This window comes from Streptomyces lavendofoliae (genome assembly GCF_014649735.1).
Lineage (GTDB): Bacteria > Actinomycetota > Actinomycetes > Streptomycetales > Streptomycetaceae > Streptomyces > Streptomyces lavendofoliae.
The window spans coordinates 183,660-199,403 of record NZ_BMTP01000010.1 but is presented as its reverse complement, the minus strand read 5'-3'; the positions used below and the strand labels follow the sequence as shown (position 1 = coordinate 199,403).

Annotated in this window: 11 protein-coding genes; 3 read left to right on the top strand and 8 right to left on the bottom strand. The window is 74.8% G+C overall.

Annotated features, from left to right (window positions below):
- Positions 1–132: 132 nt before the first annotated feature.
- The 4 genes from IE109_RS20140 to IE109_RS20125 all read right to left on the bottom strand — a co-directional run bounded on the left by IE109_RS20140 (position 133) and on the right by IE109_RS20125 (position 3,653).
- On the bottom strand, positions 133–894 hold the full coding sequence (locus IE109_RS20140) for a M23 family metallopeptidase (protein WP_189552315.1): 762 nt from the start codon (positions 892–894) through the stop codon (positions 133–135).
- Between the two features lie 253 nt (positions 895–1,147).
- Positions 1,148–2,029 (bottom strand): NlpC/P60 family protein, encoded by an 882-nt coding sequence (locus tag IE109_RS20135; protein WP_189552314.1) that lies wholly within the window; start codon positions 2,027–2,029, stop codon positions 1,148–1,150.
- A 122-nt stretch (positions 2,030–2,151) separates the two neighbouring features.
- Entirely contained in the window at positions 2,152–2,871 is a 720-nt protein-coding gene (locus tag IE109_RS20130; RefSeq protein ID WP_229891291.1) for an RNA polymerase sigma factor, read from the bottom strand.
- Positions 2,872–2,999: 128 nt separating this feature from the next.
- Positions 3,000–3,653 carry a M15 family metallopeptidase gene (locus tag IE109_RS20125; RefSeq protein ID WP_189552313.1) on the bottom strand — a complete coding sequence of 218 codons (654 nt, stop codon included), beginning with the start codon at positions 3,651–3,653 and terminating at the stop codon, positions 3,000–3,002.
- A gap of 399 nt (positions 3,654–4,052) precedes the next feature.
- On the opposite strand from IE109_RS20125, the gene IE109_RS20120 reads away from it, so the two are divergent.
- The 3 genes from IE109_RS20120 (at position 4,053) to IE109_RS20110 (ending at position 9,821) form a co-directional block, all read left to right on the top strand.
- Entirely contained in the window at positions 4,053–7,316 is a 3,264-nt protein-coding gene (locus IE109_RS20120) for an AfsR/SARP family transcriptional regulator (protein WP_189552312.1), read from the top strand.
- Between the two features lie 639 nt (positions 7,317–7,955).
- Positions 7,956–8,366 carry a peptidase M23 gene (locus IE109_RS20115; RefSeq protein ID WP_229891289.1) on the top strand — a complete coding sequence of 137 codons (411 nt, stop codon included), beginning with the start codon at positions 7,956–7,958 and terminating at the stop codon, positions 8,364–8,366.
- Between the two features lie 213 nt (positions 8,367–8,579).
- On the top strand, positions 8,580–9,821 hold the full coding sequence (locus IE109_RS20110; protein WP_189552310.1) for an alpha/beta hydrolase family protein: 1,242 nt from the start codon (positions 8,580–8,582) through the stop codon (positions 9,819–9,821).
- Between the two features lie 62 nt (positions 9,822–9,883).
- Here the strand turns inward: IE109_RS20110 and IE109_RS20105 are convergent, their stop codons facing one another.
- The 4 genes from IE109_RS20105 to IE109_RS20090 all read right to left on the bottom strand — a co-directional run bounded on the left by IE109_RS20105 (position 9,884) and on the right by IE109_RS20090 (position 15,578).
- The gene (locus tag IE109_RS20105) at positions 9,884–11,119 is read right to left on the bottom strand and encodes a spore photoproduct lyase family protein (protein WP_189552309.1); all 1,236 of its coding nucleotides are present in this window, start codon (positions 11,117–11,119) and stop codon (positions 9,884–9,886) included.
- A 484-nt stretch (positions 11,120–11,603) separates the two neighbouring features.
- Positions 11,604–13,058 carry a serine hydrolase domain-containing protein gene (locus IE109_RS20100; RefSeq protein WP_229891288.1) on the bottom strand — a complete coding sequence of 485 codons (1,455 nt, stop codon included), beginning with the start codon at positions 13,056–13,058 and terminating at the stop codon, positions 11,604–11,606.
- A 297-nt stretch (positions 13,059–13,355) separates the two neighbouring features.
- Entirely contained in the window at positions 13,356–14,618 is a 1,263-nt protein-coding gene (locus IE109_RS20095; RefSeq protein WP_189552308.1) for a serine hydrolase domain-containing protein, read from the bottom strand.
- 66 nt (positions 14,619–14,684) lie between these two features.
- The gene (locus tag IE109_RS20090; protein WP_189552307.1) at positions 14,685–15,578 is read right to left on the bottom strand and encodes an alpha/beta hydrolase; all 894 of its coding nucleotides are present in this window, start codon (positions 15,576–15,578) and stop codon (positions 14,685–14,687) included.
- Positions 15,579–15,744 lie beyond the last annotated feature (166 nt).

The window sequence follows — 15,744 nt, the reverse complement described above, 5'->3', positions numbered from 1 at the left end:
CGTGCGGGGGTACGGCGGGGCCTGGGCCCCCGGGCCGGACGCCGAGGCGGGAGCGGGGCGCGGGGAGCGCGAGCGCCGCCGGCGCCCTCGGCGGGGCGGCGGCGGCGCTCTCGGTCCCGCCGGAGGCGCCGGTCAGCAGGGGTTGACCCCCGGCAGCCACGCGTCCGGGTGGTCGATGTAGATGTTGGTGATGTACCCGCCGAGAGCCGGGATGTAGGACCAGGCGTCGTTGCTGTACCCCTCCGCGTGCACCATGTCGCCGCGCTTCTGGCACTTCACGTACACCGGTGTCGGCCCGGTCAGGGTGGTGACGACGGCGGCGCTCAGGCTGGCTTCCGACCTGACGCGAACCGAGGTGCCCCAGGTGGTGAAGTTGGTGCCGGGGCTGGTGCTGCCGGGGGTGCAGGGCAGGCGCACGCCGCGCTCGGCGAGGTACGGGACGGGGTCCATGCCCCGGGTGCTGGAGGTCGAGCTGTGGGCCTCGAAGTGCAGGTGCGGGCCCGTCGACTGGCCCTCCGACCCCATCCGGGCGATCAGCTGACCGCTGGTCACCCGCTGGTTGGCGGAGACGAGACGCTCGTACATGTGGCCGTACTCGGTGACGGTGCCGTCGTCGTGGCGGATGCGGATCCACTGGCCGTAGCCGCTGGCGGTCCCCGAGACGATGACGGTGCCGGGGCCGGTGGAGTGGATCGGCGTGCCGCGGTTGTTGGCGATGTCGATGCCGTCGTGGCCGGAGTGCCACCCCTGGGTGATCGTGCCGGCGGTCGGGCAGGAGCCGGCGTAACCGCTGGGCGCGGCCTCGGCGGCGCCCGCGGTGAGCGGGACGAGTGCGGTCGCCGCGACGGCGGCGGCGAGCAGGCCGATGGACTTGGTCCGCTGGAACAGGCGCATGGGTGAGGTCTCTTCTCGCTCGTACGGGTGGGTGTGGAGGAGGTCGCTGAGGAGGGGCGCGGGAATCGGGTGTGCGGTGGTGCGGGTCCGCGGGTCGCGGGCCGAAGCCGGCGGGTCCGCGGGTCGCGGGCCGAAGCCGGCGGGTCCGCGGGTCGCGGGCCGAAGCCGGCGGGTCCGCGGGTCGCGGGCCGAAGCCGGCGGGTCCGTGGGCGGGGAGGACGCGGGGCGGGAGCCTGCGGGGCCGGCCGAGGGTTCAGCAGGTGGGAACGCCGGGCAGCCAGGCGTCCGGGTGGTCGATGTAGATGTTGGAGATCCACGCCTTGTACTTCGGCAGGTAGGACCAGCCGTCGTTGACGTGGCCCTCGGCGCTGACCTGCTCCCCGTGCACCTGGCACAGCACGTCCACGGGCGTGGGGCGGGGCAGCAGGGACACGGCGGGCTTCCGGGTGCCGGGCTCGGGGCGCAGGCTCACGTCGGTGCCCCACGTCATGAAGCGCTTCGTGCCGGCCGGCGGCTGCTCGGCGCCGACGATACGGAGGGCTCCGGCGTACTGGGCGTTGAGGCGCACGTCGCTGACCATGACGCGGGTCCCGGACTCGCGGGCCTCGACCATCTTGCCGTCACCGAGGTAGACGGCGATGTGGTGGACGGTGCCCGGATCGGCGGGGTTGGACCCCCACAGGAGCAGGTCGCCCGGTCGCAGCGGGGCGAGGCCCTGGGCGGCCGTGAAGCGGGCGGTGGCGCCGCTCCACCGGGCCTGGTTCCAGGATCCTTCGGGCAGGGCGATGCCGGCCCCCTGCCATGCCGCGTACTGCACCAGGTGCGAGCAGTCGAAGCCCTTCACCTGGCTGTCGTGGGCGCCCGGCCCGCCGCCGGGGTAGTCCTGGCCGTACGTCGGCCCGTGGATGGATCCCCCGCCCCACGAGTACGGCACGCCGATCTGGGAGCACGCGGCGTCGACGACCGCCTGGGCCTGGGCGGGTGCCGGGGCGAGCGAGCGGCAGTCGGCGGACGCGGCCGGTGTCGCGGTGGCGGCCGGTGTCGTGGCGGCGGCCGTCGCCGTACCGGTGAAGGTCATGGTGGCGGCGAGAAGCAGTCCTGCTGTCGTCGTCGGCACGCGGGGCGTGCGGCGCATGGGATCCCCCTGGTTCGGTCCTGCTGTGTACGGGTCTCCGCCGGGCGGCGGTCGGTCGCGCCCCGGGGCGTGGATGTCGTGCGCGCCGCGGGCGTCGTCGTGCGGTGCGGCCCGGTCGTGGCCTATGGCGTGGTCATGGCCTGTGGCGTGGTGGTCGCGACCTGAGGCGTGGTGGCGGTGCGCCGTGCGGTCGCGTCGGGCTTCGTGGGGGTGACGGAACGGGAGCCGGGTTCGTATGCGCCGAGTGCGGCACGCATTTTGGCGAGTCCGCGCATACGGTTGCGCTGCACGGTGCCGCGGTGCGCGCCGAGCCGCTCGCCGGCCATGTCGTGGGTCAGCCCCTCGATGTCGACCAGGATCACCGCGGCGGCCTCCTTGGGCGAGAGAACGCGCAGGAGAGCGGTGGTCACCGCCTCCGCCTCCCTGGTGGCGAATCCGCCGTCCCAGCTCGGCTCGGGCAGCCGGTCGGTGCACCGCTCCCGCCGAGCGGGTTGCCGCCATGAGTCGCGCAGCAGGTTCAGCGCGGCCGCGCAGGTGTAGGCGTACGGCTGGTGCTGGCGGGTGAGGGCGCTGGCCCGGGCGCGGCCGGAGAGCCGGAGGTAGGTCTCCTGCACCAGGTCGTCGGCGTCGTGCGGGTCGCCCGTCAGCGCCAGCAGGCGACGGCGCAGCCGGGGCATCACGGCGGTGAACGCCTCGTCGAACTCGGCCGCGGTCATGCGGTCGGCGGTGGTGTCGAGGTGGCCGGCGCGCGGTTCGGCGCGCGGTTCGGCGCGGGTGGTCGTCATCGTGCCGACGGCCGGAGACGGCGCGTTGGCCGCCGCGGCGGTACGGATGTTCTCCACGGTGTTCCCCCGAGGTGTGCTCGTGGTGCGGTCTGTCGGTGGGTCCGGCGGTGCGGTCCGCCGGTGGGGCCGGCGATGGGGCGGCGGCTGCGGTCCGGCGGCGGGCCGGGCGGTGCCGCGTGTTGGGGTCAGGCGCGCGTGGCGGGGCCGTACGTGGCCGCCGGCGCTCCGGTCACGAGCGCCCAGTAGCGGTCTCCGTACGACCAGTGCCACCACTCGGTCGGGTAGTTGACGAACCCGCCGGCCGTCATGGCCCGGCCCATCAGCTCACGGTTCGCCCGGGCCTCGGCGCCGATGTTGACCGCCGCGGTGCGGCAGCCGCCTTCGCTCTCCTCCGGGGTGGCGTTGACCTCGGTGCCGAGCGGCAGTTCCTCCCCGTCCTCGGTGCACAGGGTCAGGTCCACCGCGCCGCCGCTGACGTGCGGGGCGACTTCGGGCGGTGAGATGTACGCGCTGGCCAGCTCGCGTATCCGGGCGGGCGGGGCGTCGGGGTGCGCGGCGCGGAGCGTGGCCGTGTACGCGTCGAAGTAGCGGCGCTGGAGGTCCGGCGGGCGGAACCCCTCGACCATCAGGAGGCGCATGCCGCCGGGGAGGGCGCCCTGGGCCAGCACGAGCCGGCGCAGGACGGCCGACCGGAGGTGTGCGTAAGAACCGTCGTCGTCGGCCTTCCGCGTGTCGACGCGCAGCGCGGCGGTCCGCCGGGCGTCCACCAGCGGTTCGCCGTTCTCCACCACACGCGTCGCGGCCACGCGCCGGTCCGAAAGCAGGATGATGTCCGTCACGCTCCGAGCGTGGGCGGGCGGTCTGCAGGAACGCTGCAGATCTCCTGCACGGCGATGTGCAGAGCCTCTCCAGGCGGTGGCGCGCACCCGTGCGGGCACCGCGCCGGATGTCCGACGGGGCGGGGGTGCGGCGCCGCCGCGCGGGAGGAGGACCGGCGGGGGTGGCCCGCTCGGTCCGGCCACTCATACGGGCGGCCCGGCGCCGCCGTCCGCAGGACGGAACTCGGACAGATTGCTCGCCGGATTGGAGGGAAATCCCACCCGGCACCCAGCACTTTCCGGCCACGACGGCCGGCGACCGGTCCGCCGTGTGAAATGGGCGGTCCGGTATGCGGCATGCCTGTCGGTGGGCGCCGGTATGTTGGTCCGCGACCTGCGAGGACGCATCATCCGGGGGACATGGTGGACGTTCGCCTTCTGGGACCTGTCGAGGTGTTGAGCGAAGGCGTCCGCGTCCCGCTCAACGGCTCCAAACCGACATCGATCCTCGCCGCACTCGCGGTCCACCTCGGCGAGGTGCTGTCCGTGGAGCGCCTGGTCGACCTGGTCTGGGAGGAGGAACCGCCCGCCACCGCGCGGGCGCTGGTCACGTCGCACGTGTCGGGGCTGCGCCGCGCGCTGGCCGGTACGCAGGGCGGCGGCGCCATCCGTACCCGCTCCCCCGGATACGTCGCGGACCTCCCGCGCTCCGCCGTCGACGCGCGGCGCTTCGAGGACGCGTGCGCCGCCGGGCGGGAGGCCGCCCTCGGGGGACGGGCCGAGGAGGCCGTGGACGTCCTGGGGGCGGCGCTGCGGTTGTGGCGCGGGAAGGACGCCCTGGAGGGCCTCGGCCAGTCCTTCGCCCGCGTGGAGGCGATGCGCCTGGCCGAACTGAGGCTGGAGGCGGCCGAGTTTCGTTTCGCCGCCGAGCTGGACCTGGGCCGGCGTACGGACCTCGTCGCGGAGCTGGTGGCCCACGTGGCCGCGAACCCCCTCCGGGAGCGCCCGCGCGGCCAGCTCATGACCGCGCTGTTCCGCGCCGGGCGGGTGGCGGAGGCGTTGCGGTCGTACGAGGAGGGGCGCCTCCTCCTCCGTACGGAACTGGGCATCGATCCCGGACCCGATCTGCGGGCCCTGCACCGGGCCCTGCTGCGGGGGGACACGGCCGTGCTGGGCGCCCCGGTGCCCGCGGGGCGCGTCGGCGCACCGCCCGGGCGGGGGCGCACGGGCGCGCCGGGGGATGCGGGTTCCGGCGGGCACCACCCGGACACGGGCGAAGGGGCGGGCGCGGGCGCCGGTTCGGGCCTGCACCCGGCATCGGACGGGCCGGCACCCGTTCGGGGGTCCCGGGGGGAGGCGCCGCTCCCCCGCCCACGGCGGGGCCCCGACCGTACCGGCCGGGGCCCGGCTCCGTCGCAACTGCCGCCCGACGTCGCCGATTTCGTCGGGCGTACCGAGCAGATCGCCTGGGCCACCGCCCTGCTGGAACAGGTCGGCGACCCGGCGCGGACCGCGCCGCCCATCGGCGTGGTCTCCGGGCGGTCGGGCACGGGGAAGACCGCGCTGGCCGTGCACGTGGGCCACCGGACCGCCGGGCTGTTCCCCGACGGACAGCTCTTCCTCGACCTCCGGGCCTCGGATCTCGAACCGGTCCGGACCGTGGACGCCCTCGCCCGGCTGCTGCGCGCCCTCGGAGTGGACCCCGGCACGCCCGCCCGTGACGAGGAGGACCTCCTCGGTCTGTACCGCACGCACATCGCGCGCCGCGGGGTGCTGCTCATCCTCGATAACGCTGTCAACGAGGCGCTGCTGCGACCACTGCTGCCACCGGGCGGCGGTTCGGCGGTGCTGGTCACCAGTCGTCGCCGCCTGGTCGCCCTGGAAGGCGCCGCCCATCTGGACCTGGGCGTCCCGCCCGAGTCGCAGGCCCGGGAACTGCTGGCGCGCGTGGCCGGACCGGACCGTCCGGCCATGGAGCCCGGCCAGGCCGCCGAGATCGTCGCGCTCTGCGGGCGGCTCCCGCTCGCGGTGCGCGTCGCCGGGGCCCGCCTCGCCGCCCGGCCCCACTGGACGCCCGCGCGGCTCGCCGAACGGCTGCGCGACGAGCACCGCCGCCTCGACGAACTGCGGGCGGGCGACCTGGAGGTCCGGGCGAGTCTGGGCCTGGGGTACGCGGACCTCGGCGCCCAGGAGCAGCGGGCCCTGCGACGGCTGGCCCTGATGGACCTGCCCGACTTCGCCGCCTGGGTGGCGGCCCCGCTCCTCGACGTGACCTCCGACGAGGCGGAGGACGTGGTGGAACGGCTCGTGGACTGCCACTTCGTGGAGGTGGTGCGCACCGACGAGACGGGCCGGACGCGGTACCGCATCCACGACCTCGCGCGTGAGTACGCCCGTGAGCGCTGCCTGGCCGACGAGGAGCGCCGGGAGCGGGAGGCTGCGGTACTGCGGCTGGTCACCCGCTGGCTGGAGATGGCGCGCGCCGCGGCGGCCCGGGGGCCGGGCGGGGCGTCGCGGCTGTTCCCGCCCGCCCCGGGAGCCACCGGTGCGGAGGCGGGGGCGGCCGGGGCGGAGGCGGCCTCCGCGACGAAGGCGCCCGGGACGGCGGAGGCGACGCCCCTGGAGGATGAGCCCACCGCCTGGTTCGCCGCCGAGCAGCGCTGTCTGCTCGCGGCGGTGACGCACTGCGCGGAGCAGGGGATGTCCGGCGCGGCGCGGGAGCTGGCCGCCGCCCTCATGGCCGCGTCCGCCGCGTTGTACAACCGCTTCGACGCCTGGTCCCGGTCCCATGACGTGGCCCTGGCGGCGGTCCGGGGCGGCGGGGACGTGGAGGGCGAGGCATGGCTGCTGCACGGGCTCGGCCAGCTTCGCCTGGAGCAGGACCGCTTCGAGGACGCGTACGCCTTCTTCGAGGCGGCGCTGCGCCTCTTCGAGGAGCGGGAGGTACGGCGCGGCCGTGCCGAGGCGCTGACCGGCATGGGCACGGCCCGCCGCGAGCAGGCCCGCTTCGACGAGGCGCTGACCCTGCTGGGGGAGGCGCTCACGCACTACCGGGAACCGGAGGACGCCGCACCCATGGCCCACGCGCTGTACGGGATCGGGTGCGTGCACCGGGACCGGGGCGACTACGCGGCCGCGTGGGAAGCCCTGACCGGCGCGCGGCAGCTGTACGCGGCAGCCGGCGACCGGCACGGTGAAGCGCTCGCGTTGCGCTCGCTGGGCCTGTACCACCGGGCGCGGGGGAACCTGGCGGAGGCGGAGGACCTGCTGCGGCGGGCGCTTCGCATCTTCGAGGAGACGGGAGACGCGTTCGGTGTGATGTACGCCAGCCAGTCACTGGCCAAGGTGGAGTTGCGCCAGGGCCGCACGGCCGACGCCCGGCGGCGCCTGGACCGGTGCCTGGAGATCACCCGGGAACGCCAGGACATGTTCGGCGAGGCACTGGTGCTGCGCACGCTCGGCGAGTGGTGCCTCGCCGCGTCCGAGTGGGACGCCGCGAGCGCGTACCTGTCCCGGGCCATCCGCCTGTGGGAGAAGGTGGACCTGCCTCTGTGGCGGGCCCGCACCGTACGGGACCTGGGTTCCGCCGCGCTCGGCAGGGGCGACGAGCGGGCCGGCCGGGAGCTTCGGGAGGAGGCGCGGCGGGTGTTCCGCGCCCTCGGCAGCCGCGAAGCCGGGGAATGACGGCCGGCCCGCGGTACGGCAAGCCGGCCGGCCGTCGACGGTGGCCGTGACGGCCGGCCGATTCGCCGGCGCGGCGCTCATACGAGGCGTGGGCGCCTCCCGTCCGAAGGGAGAGAGCGCGGCACCCGCCGTCGCGCCGGACCCGGGAAGGGAACGCACACGATGAGGTACCCGGCACCGTCGCCACGCCGGCACGGCCGCCCCGGCACGGGCCCCGCCGCCCCGCGGTCGCTCGGGGGCCCGCTCCTGGCCGTCGCCGCCGCCCCTGGTGGCGGGCGCGCAGCCGGCGGACGCCCATCCGTCGAGCGGATCCGGGCACGTGTGGGTCTCCGACGTTCGGGTGCGCTCCTGCCGGGGCACGCCCTGCTCCCTGATGACCACGGATCGGCCGACCGACGTCCGGGTCCGGGCGTTCCGCCAGATGGACGGAGGCGAGCGCGGGCGCGTGACCGACGGCCCCTGCACGTACGGCGCTGACGACACTCCCCAGCGCCCCCACCCGCCTCCCGCCTCCCATCACCCACCACCCATCACCCATCACCCCGACGTCGGACGTCCGGCGTCGGCGACCACGATGACGAGACGTACGTCCCGACCACCTGTGAGGAACCCGTGAACACTCGACGTCTTCTCCAGACGATGACCGCCGCAGCCGCCACGACCCTGGCCCTGGCCCTGGCCTCGCCCGCCGCCGTGGCGGCGCCCGCGGCCGTCCCGTCGGCCACCGGCACGGCCCCGAACGCGACCATGTCGGCGGCGGCGACGTCGGTCTACATATGGGCGACCGGTGTGAACGTCCGCTACGACGGGGCGGACGCGGACTGCGTCCACTACCCCTCCCGGGGGTCCTGCGTGAAGATCGTCGCCACCGTGTCGCGTACGACGGCGGAGGGCATCTGCCAGCACCCGGGCGAGGTGATCGCCGACGGTGGGTACCGCAACGGCTGGTGGACGCTGGTGAAGCTGTCCGACGGAACGATCGGCTGGGTGAACAACATCTACATCCAGGGCGGAGAGAAGATCGCGGGAGTGCCCGACTGCGGCTGGTAGACGCGCGCGTCGCGCGCCGCTGCACACCGTTGCACGCCGGGTGCCGGATGCCGGGGCCGTCCACGCGGACGCCCCGGCTCCCGGATGGTGCACGGTTCCTGACGGTCCGTCGACCCCCTACGGGACGAGCGGTGAAGATCAGCCCCTGGTCGTACCGGCGCGGCACTCGCGGCCGATGACGGCGGGCCCGGGCGTTGCCTAGCGTCCCTGTCCATGACGACGCCACGTACGCTGCGCCCGGCCACCGCCGCGGTCCTCGCCCTCGCCCTCGCTTCGGCCACCCCGGTCGCTCACGCACAGGCCCCGGCCGGCCCGGCGACCGCCGTCGCCACCCCGGCCACCGCCCCAGCCGCCGGTTCCGCACCCGCCGCCGCGCGGCAGGCCGCCGCCACCGGTCTGCTGCTGCCGGAGCTCACCGGAAAGGCGGCGGTCGGCCGGACGACCCTCCACCTCGTCGACCGCTCCCGGCAGGACCTCTGGGTGCCCGAGCGGGCGCGCGAGCTGATGGTGGACGTGTTCCACCCCGCGCGGTCCACCCCGCGCCCGCCCGCACCGTACGCGGACCCGCGGGAGGCGCGGCTGCTGCTCGAGGACGTCGAGGTGCGTGACGAGGCGCTCGTGCGGAGACTCGGCGCGACCCGCGCCCACAGCGTCGTGCGTGCCAGGCCGCAGCCCGGGAAGCATCGGCTGGTCCTGCTCTCCCCCGGCTTCGGGGCGCCCCGCTTCACCCTCACCACCCTCGCGGAGGACCTCGCGAGCCGTGGGTACGTGGTGGCGCTGGTGGACCACGCCTACGAATCGTCCGGAACGGTGTTCCCGGGCGGCCGGGTGCTCACCTGTGTGGCCTGCCGGAAGGCCGAGACGCGGGAGGACATGCGGAAGGCGACCGTCAACCGCGCACAGGACCTGTCGTTCGTCCTCGACCGCCTGACCGGCCCGCGCCCGGCCTGGCCGCACGCCTCCCTCATCGACCGGGAGCGCGTGGGCGCGGCGGGCCACTCGCTGGGCGGCGCGGCGGCGGCCTCCGTCATGGCGTACGACGACCGCGTCCGGGCGGGCGTCAACATGGACGGCACCTTCGGGGATCCGGTACCGGAGCGAGGGCTCGGGGGAAGGCCGTTCCTGCTGCTGGGAACGGGCGACGCCGCCCACCAGCCGGAGGGCGAGGACGTGACCTGGGACGCCGCGTGGCGGAACCTGGACGGCTGGAAGCGGTGGCTCGCCGTGACGGGGACGCACCACTTCACCTTCTCGGACCTGCCCGCCCTGTTCGAGCAACTGCGCCTGCCGTATCCCGGTACGCAGCCGACGATCCGCGCCGACCGGGCGATCGGCCTCGTCCGCACGTACACGGCCGCGTTCTTCGACCTGCACCTGCGCGGCACGCACCGGCCGGTCCTCGACGGACCCACGGCGGAGAACCCGGAGGTGCGGTTCAACCACCACGAGCGGTGACGCCCGTGTCCCCGCCGGCTCCCGGATGCCCGGGCCCGTGTGTCCCGGCCGGCCGGAGCGGGTCAGAAGGCGTAGCGGACGGTCAGCCAGGGGGCGTGTGCCGCCACGAGGCGGCGTACGGTCTCCACCGCCTCGGCCTTGACGGCGTTGCGGTACCGCACGTTCCAGCCGCCGTTCTCGGAGCGCTTGGCCTGTTGCAGGTCGGGGCGCCAGATGGCCTCCTCGGCGCGCGGGTGCCACTCCATGTTGACGTCGTGCAGGTCCCGGTTGTGGGTCAGCATGATCACCTCTGCCGCCGCCTGTTCCTTCACTCCGGTCGGCAGGACGTCGTCCATGTGCTGGAGCAGCTCGGCCCACGCCTGCTCCCAGCCGGGTCTGATGACGACGGGAGACAGGTTGAAGTGCACCTCGTACCCGGCCTCCAGGAAGTCGCCGGCGGCGGCGATCCGTTCCTCAACGGGGCTGGTGCGGATGTCCAGGAGCCGCGAGTCGTCCGGGGGCATCACGGAGAACCGGATGCGGGTCCGGCCGCGCGGGTCGAGGAGCAGGAGGTCGGGGTTGACGAACTTCGTGGCGAACGACGCCTTCGCCGTCGGCCACTGGGTGAAGGCGTGCACCAGGTCGGCGGTGTTCTCGCTGATCAGGGCGTCGACCGAGGCGTCGTTGTTCTCCCCGATGTCGTAGACCCAGGCGGCCGGGTCGCACTGGTTGGGCTCCCGCTTGGGGCCCTGCTCGACGACATGGCGCCGCAGCCGGGCGATCATGCGGTCGATGTTGGTGAACACGGTGATCGGGTTGGCGTAGCCCTTGCGCCGTGGCACGTAGCAGTAGGAACAGGCCATGGCGCAGCCGTTCGCGGCCCCGGGGGCGATCCAGTCGGCGGAGCGGCCGTTGGGTCGTACGGTGAGGGTCTTCTTCTCGCCCAGCACCAGGACCGTGCTCTTGATGCGGACCCAGCGCTCGGCGTTGCCCTTGTTGCCGTGCAGGTCCGGGATGCGCCAGTGCGAGTCGACGGGGATGACCTCCGCGTCGGGGAACGCGGCGAGGATCTGCTTGCCGCGGGGGGACGCCGCCGCTCCCGGTTCCGCGTGGATCTCCCGTACCGCGAGCATCCGCCGGGCCTCGGCCGAGTCGCGGAACAGCGGCTTCCCCGAGGTACGGGGCTCCGGGCCCGTCCGCAGCTCGTCGAGGCCGAACAGGGCGTCGGGGGCGCCGTGGGCGTCGTGTGCGTCGGGGGCGTCGTCCGTGGGGCCGCCGGCATCACCGGTGGGGAGGCCGCGGGGATGGGAGGTGGGCATGACTGCTCCGGTCTGTCGCTACCACTCCACCCTACGAGAGTCGGCGCGGTACCCGGGCGGGCCGCCGCGTCACGCCGGACGCCCGGTGAGCGGGCGGGGGCGTACGGTGACGGGCGGCCGGTCCCGGCCCCGGAGTCCCCGCGCTCGCGGGCCGGGCACGTGTCTTCCGGGGGTGCGGTCGCGGATGTCCCCGCCGTCCCGAAGGACGGGGCGGCGGGGACGCTGGACCCGGTGCCGACGCCCTGTCCAGGGTCCGGGCCGCCCTGCGCTCCGGCCCCGGGGCCTTGCCCCCCACATGGCCGCCGGCCGGACCGGCGCCCGTCCATGGCATCCCGCCTCGGGCGGCGGCGTGGGCCGTCCCGGGGCCGGGTCGGGGTCGGGCCGGCCGGCGGTGCCGTCGCGGGGCGACGTCCGGCGGGCGGGCCTCACGGCCTCGTCCGCCGTCCGGACACCACCCGCCTCAGCGGCTCACCGGCTCAGCGGCTCACCGGCGTGCCGAAGCCTCGGCCGCCTTGCGGCGGAGGGCGTCGGACGCGGCGGAGGACGGGGGCGCCAGGAGCCCGCCCGCCGCCGCCTCGGCCCGGGCGCCCTCCATGCCGCCGCCGAGGGCGGTGGTGACGTACCGCAGCATCGCCGCGTCGATCGGGTGGTCCAACGGCCTGCCCTGCTCGTCGAAGCGCTGGTACTTCATGAGGTTGTAGCCGATCGCGACCTGGCGGCGCCCGTCCTCGGTCGACAGGGCCCAGGTGCCGGCGCCGAAGACCGCTCCGTCGTGGCCCCAGTACCAGCGGCCGTCGGGGAACTTCATCGTGTAGATCCCCAGGCCGTACCGCATGGCGACCTCCTCGCCGGGCGGCGGCTCGTACGTGGGGACCGTCGTCTTCATCGCCGTCAGTCCGGCGCGGCCCAGCAGCCCGCCGCTCAGCAGCTTGCGGTAGAAGGCGTTGAGGTCATCGACGGTCGACACCAGCGAGCCGGCGGTACCGCACCACGACATGTCGTACACGCTGTAGTCGCGGGCGGGTTCGATCAGGCCGTACATGGACTCGTACATCTTGGCGTGCGGGCCGGTGAGACGCGGGGTCCGGGGGAAGTACGTGTGCCGCAGTCCGGCCGCGCGGATGACGTGCCGGGTGATGTACTGCTCGGGTTCCTGCCCGGTCACCTCGCGCAGCAGCAACCCGGCGATGACGTAGTTGGTGTTGGAGTACGCGTACGTGCCGCGCGGCACCGGCGCGGGTGCCGCGAGTCCGAGGCGTACGAGCTCCTCCGGGGCGAACCGGTGCAGGCGCCTCGCGTCCAGGGCCCTGCCCGGGTCCTCCAACAGGCCGGGGAAGGCGCCGAGTACGTGATCGCCCAGCCCGCTGGTGTGGTTGAGCAGCATCCGGACGGTGATGGCGCGACCGCGTTCCCCGGGTATCAGCCCGGGCAGGTAGCGGCCTATGGGCGCGTCCAGCTCGATGCGCCCCCGCTCGACCTGCTGGAGCACCGCGACGGCGGTGAACGTCTTCGTGATGCTGCCGACCCGGTGCTGGAGGTGGGGCCGGGCGGGCCGTCCCGTCTCCCGGTCGGCCACACCGGCGCCCCCGCGCCACTGTGCAGAGCCGTTGCGGACGGCCGAGTAGGTTCCGTACATGCCCGCCTGGTGGATCGCTTCCAGGGCGCCGCGCAACGCCCCCCGGTCCAGGCCGTGGTCGCGGACGCCGGCGACGGCCGCCGTCGTGGCGGTGCCGGGCGTCGTGACGGGCCCGGCGGAGGCGGCGGGTCCGGCGAAGGTGGCGTGGGCGGTGGAGGCTGCGTGGGCGGTGGAGGCAGTGGAGGCGGCCTGCGCGGGCGGCATGCCGGTGAGGAGCGAGAGAAGGACGGCACTCGACGTCAGGGCGACGGGGTACAGCCTTCGGCGCTGAGCGGGGCGGGTGTGATGGATGGTCGGGTCCATGGTCTCTCCCTGCGCGGTCGACGCGGCACACGGGCGTGCGCGGGTCCCGCCATCCTCGCCGCGTGGCGGGCCCGTGCTCCTCCTCCTGAAGACCGATCACGCGCACAGGAATTCATGACGTTTGTCAGATGCGCCCCGCCCCCGAACCGTGTTCCCGACGCTGACGGCGTGGCCGGGAGGCGGGAGTTGTGGAGCGGGTGCCGCCGGCCGGGCCCCCGCGTCCCCTCTCCGACGGCACGGGACGACGAGCGGGCACGGCGGTCCACACCGGCTCGTCGCCCCCGGCGGCGTTCACGGTCAGGGGGTGTGCGGCACACCCCCCTCGCGCCCGTCACCGCACAACGCCTGCCGGTGCAGCGCCGACAGCGCGTCGTCGATGGGGTGGTGCCGCGATCCTCCGGAGGTGTCCGGCGCGTTCCACCGCATCAGGTTGATGGCGACGGACAGTTGGCGCCGGCCGTCGGCCCGGGTCAGGGACGTCGTCCCGGCACCCCAGACCGTGCCGTCGTGGCCCCAGAAGGTGCCGCACTCCCCCAGGTCGACCCTGTGCAGGCCGAGGCCGTACTGGATGGTCGTCCCGTCGAGGGCGCGGACCGGGATGGTGCGCTGCATCTGGGCCAGTGAGTCACGACCCACGATTCCGCCGCCGAGCAACCGGCCGTAGAAGCGGTTGAGGTCGTCCATGGTCGACACGAGGCCGGCTCCCGCCATCACCCAGGACATGTTGTAGACGCTGTAGTCGCGCGGCGGGTCCAGCACGCCCCACAGGGCCTCGTACATCCGTGAGTGCGGCCCCTTGATGCGGGGTCCGTCCGGGAACCCGGTGTGCCGGAGGCCGGCGGGCTCGATGACGTTCCGGGTGATGTACTCCTCGGCGCTGCTGCCGGTCACCCGCTCCAGGAGCCCGCCGAGGAGCGCGTAGTTGGTGTTGGAGTAGACGCCGGTGGGCCCTCCCGGCTCCCCGGCCGGAGGCGCGGCGAGGCCCAGCTCGATCAGTTCGGCCGGGCGGAACCGCTTGAACCGGTTGTCGTCCAGGCTTTTGGAGGACACGTCGGAGGGGAACCCCTGGATGGACGGGAACGCGTACGGGATGTAGTCGGGGATGCCGCTGGTGTGGTTGAGCAGCATCCGGACCGTGATCCTCCTGCCGCGCTCCCCCGGGACCAGGTGGGGCAGGTACTCGCCGATCGGCGCGTCGAGCCGGATGCGGCCCCGCTCGACCTGCTGCATGACGGCGGCGGCGGTGAAGGTCTTGGTGATGCTGCCGACACGGTGCCGCAGCCCGGCGGTGACGGGACGTCCGGTACGGAGGTCGGCGACCCCCGAGGCGCCGCGCCACACCCGGTCCCCGTCACGTACCTCGGCGAACACGCCCGGTATGCCGGCGCGGTGGACGCCCTCCAGGGCGGAATCCAGCCGCTCGTGGGCGACGCCGGTCGACGGGCTCGTGCCGCCGGCCGTCGAGACCCGCGCCCCGTGGGATGCGGGAACGGCCGCCACGGTGCCCGCGCATACGCTCAGCGCGGCCACGCCCGCGCACAGCGCCAGTCCGATTCTCATGGCATGTGTCCTTCCTGATCGATGAGTGCGACGGGGGCCCTCCCCGTGCCTCGGCGGTGCGGGCCTTCAGGCCAGGGCGCGGCGCAGCACGGCGCCGAGTTCGGCGATCTGCCGCTGCGACACCTCGGCGGACAGGATCGCCTGCGACCCGTGGAAGGTGCCGGGCCACTGGTGCAGTTCCACGGGGACGCCCGCCCGCAGCAGGCGCAGGGCGTAGGTGATGCCTTCGTCGCGGTTGGGGCAGAGTTCGGCGGTCGCGATGTAGGCGGGCGGCAGCCCGGACAGGTCGGTGGCGCGTGCGGCGGCGGCGTACGGAGTTGCGGGCGCGGAGCCCAGGTAGTGGCGCCACGCCGCGGCGATGCGGTCGCGGTTCATCCAGGGCGTGTCGGTGAAGTGCCGCTGCGACCAGGTCTCCTGCCGGTCGTCGAGCCCGGGCTGGTTGAGCGCCTGGAACCGGATCGGCGGCCCCGACCGGTCGCGTGCGTACAGGGTGAGGCCGGCCGCGAGGGAGCCACCGGCGCTGTGGCCGGCGACCGCCACCCGCTCCGGGTCGACGCCGAGCCCGGCGGCGTGCTCGACCGTCCAGGCCAGTGCAGCGTACGCGTCCTCCAGGGCGGCGGGGAACGGGTTCTCGGGGGCCAGCCGGTATCCCACCGAGACCACCACCGCACCGGAGCCCGTGGCCAGCCGGCCGGCCCACGGGTGCTCGGTGTCCAGGTTGCCCATGACGAACGCACCGCCGTGCAGCCAGACGACGGCGCCCCGGGCCCGCCGCGGCCGGTAGATCCGCACCGCCACGTCCGGATCGGCGGGTACGGTACGGTCCTCGACCTCCAGGTCCGAGGTGTCGGGCGGCGGCAGCCCCGCCGCCAGTTCGGCGAAGCTCTCGCGGTCGGACACGGGGTCGTTCATGTCGACCCGCGGGAACAGCGGGACGAACGCTTCGAGTTCGGGATCCATGCGGGCCATCCTGTCGGCCGCGACGCCGGAGATCACCCGCCAGCCGTCGGGCATCCGCCCCGGGGCACGCACCGATCGGCGCCCCGGAGCCGCGCCGCACCACGGGTGGCCCGGGGACGGTCCGGCCGGGGCCGGAGGCCGGTTCCGGCGGGCACGGGGCCGGTTC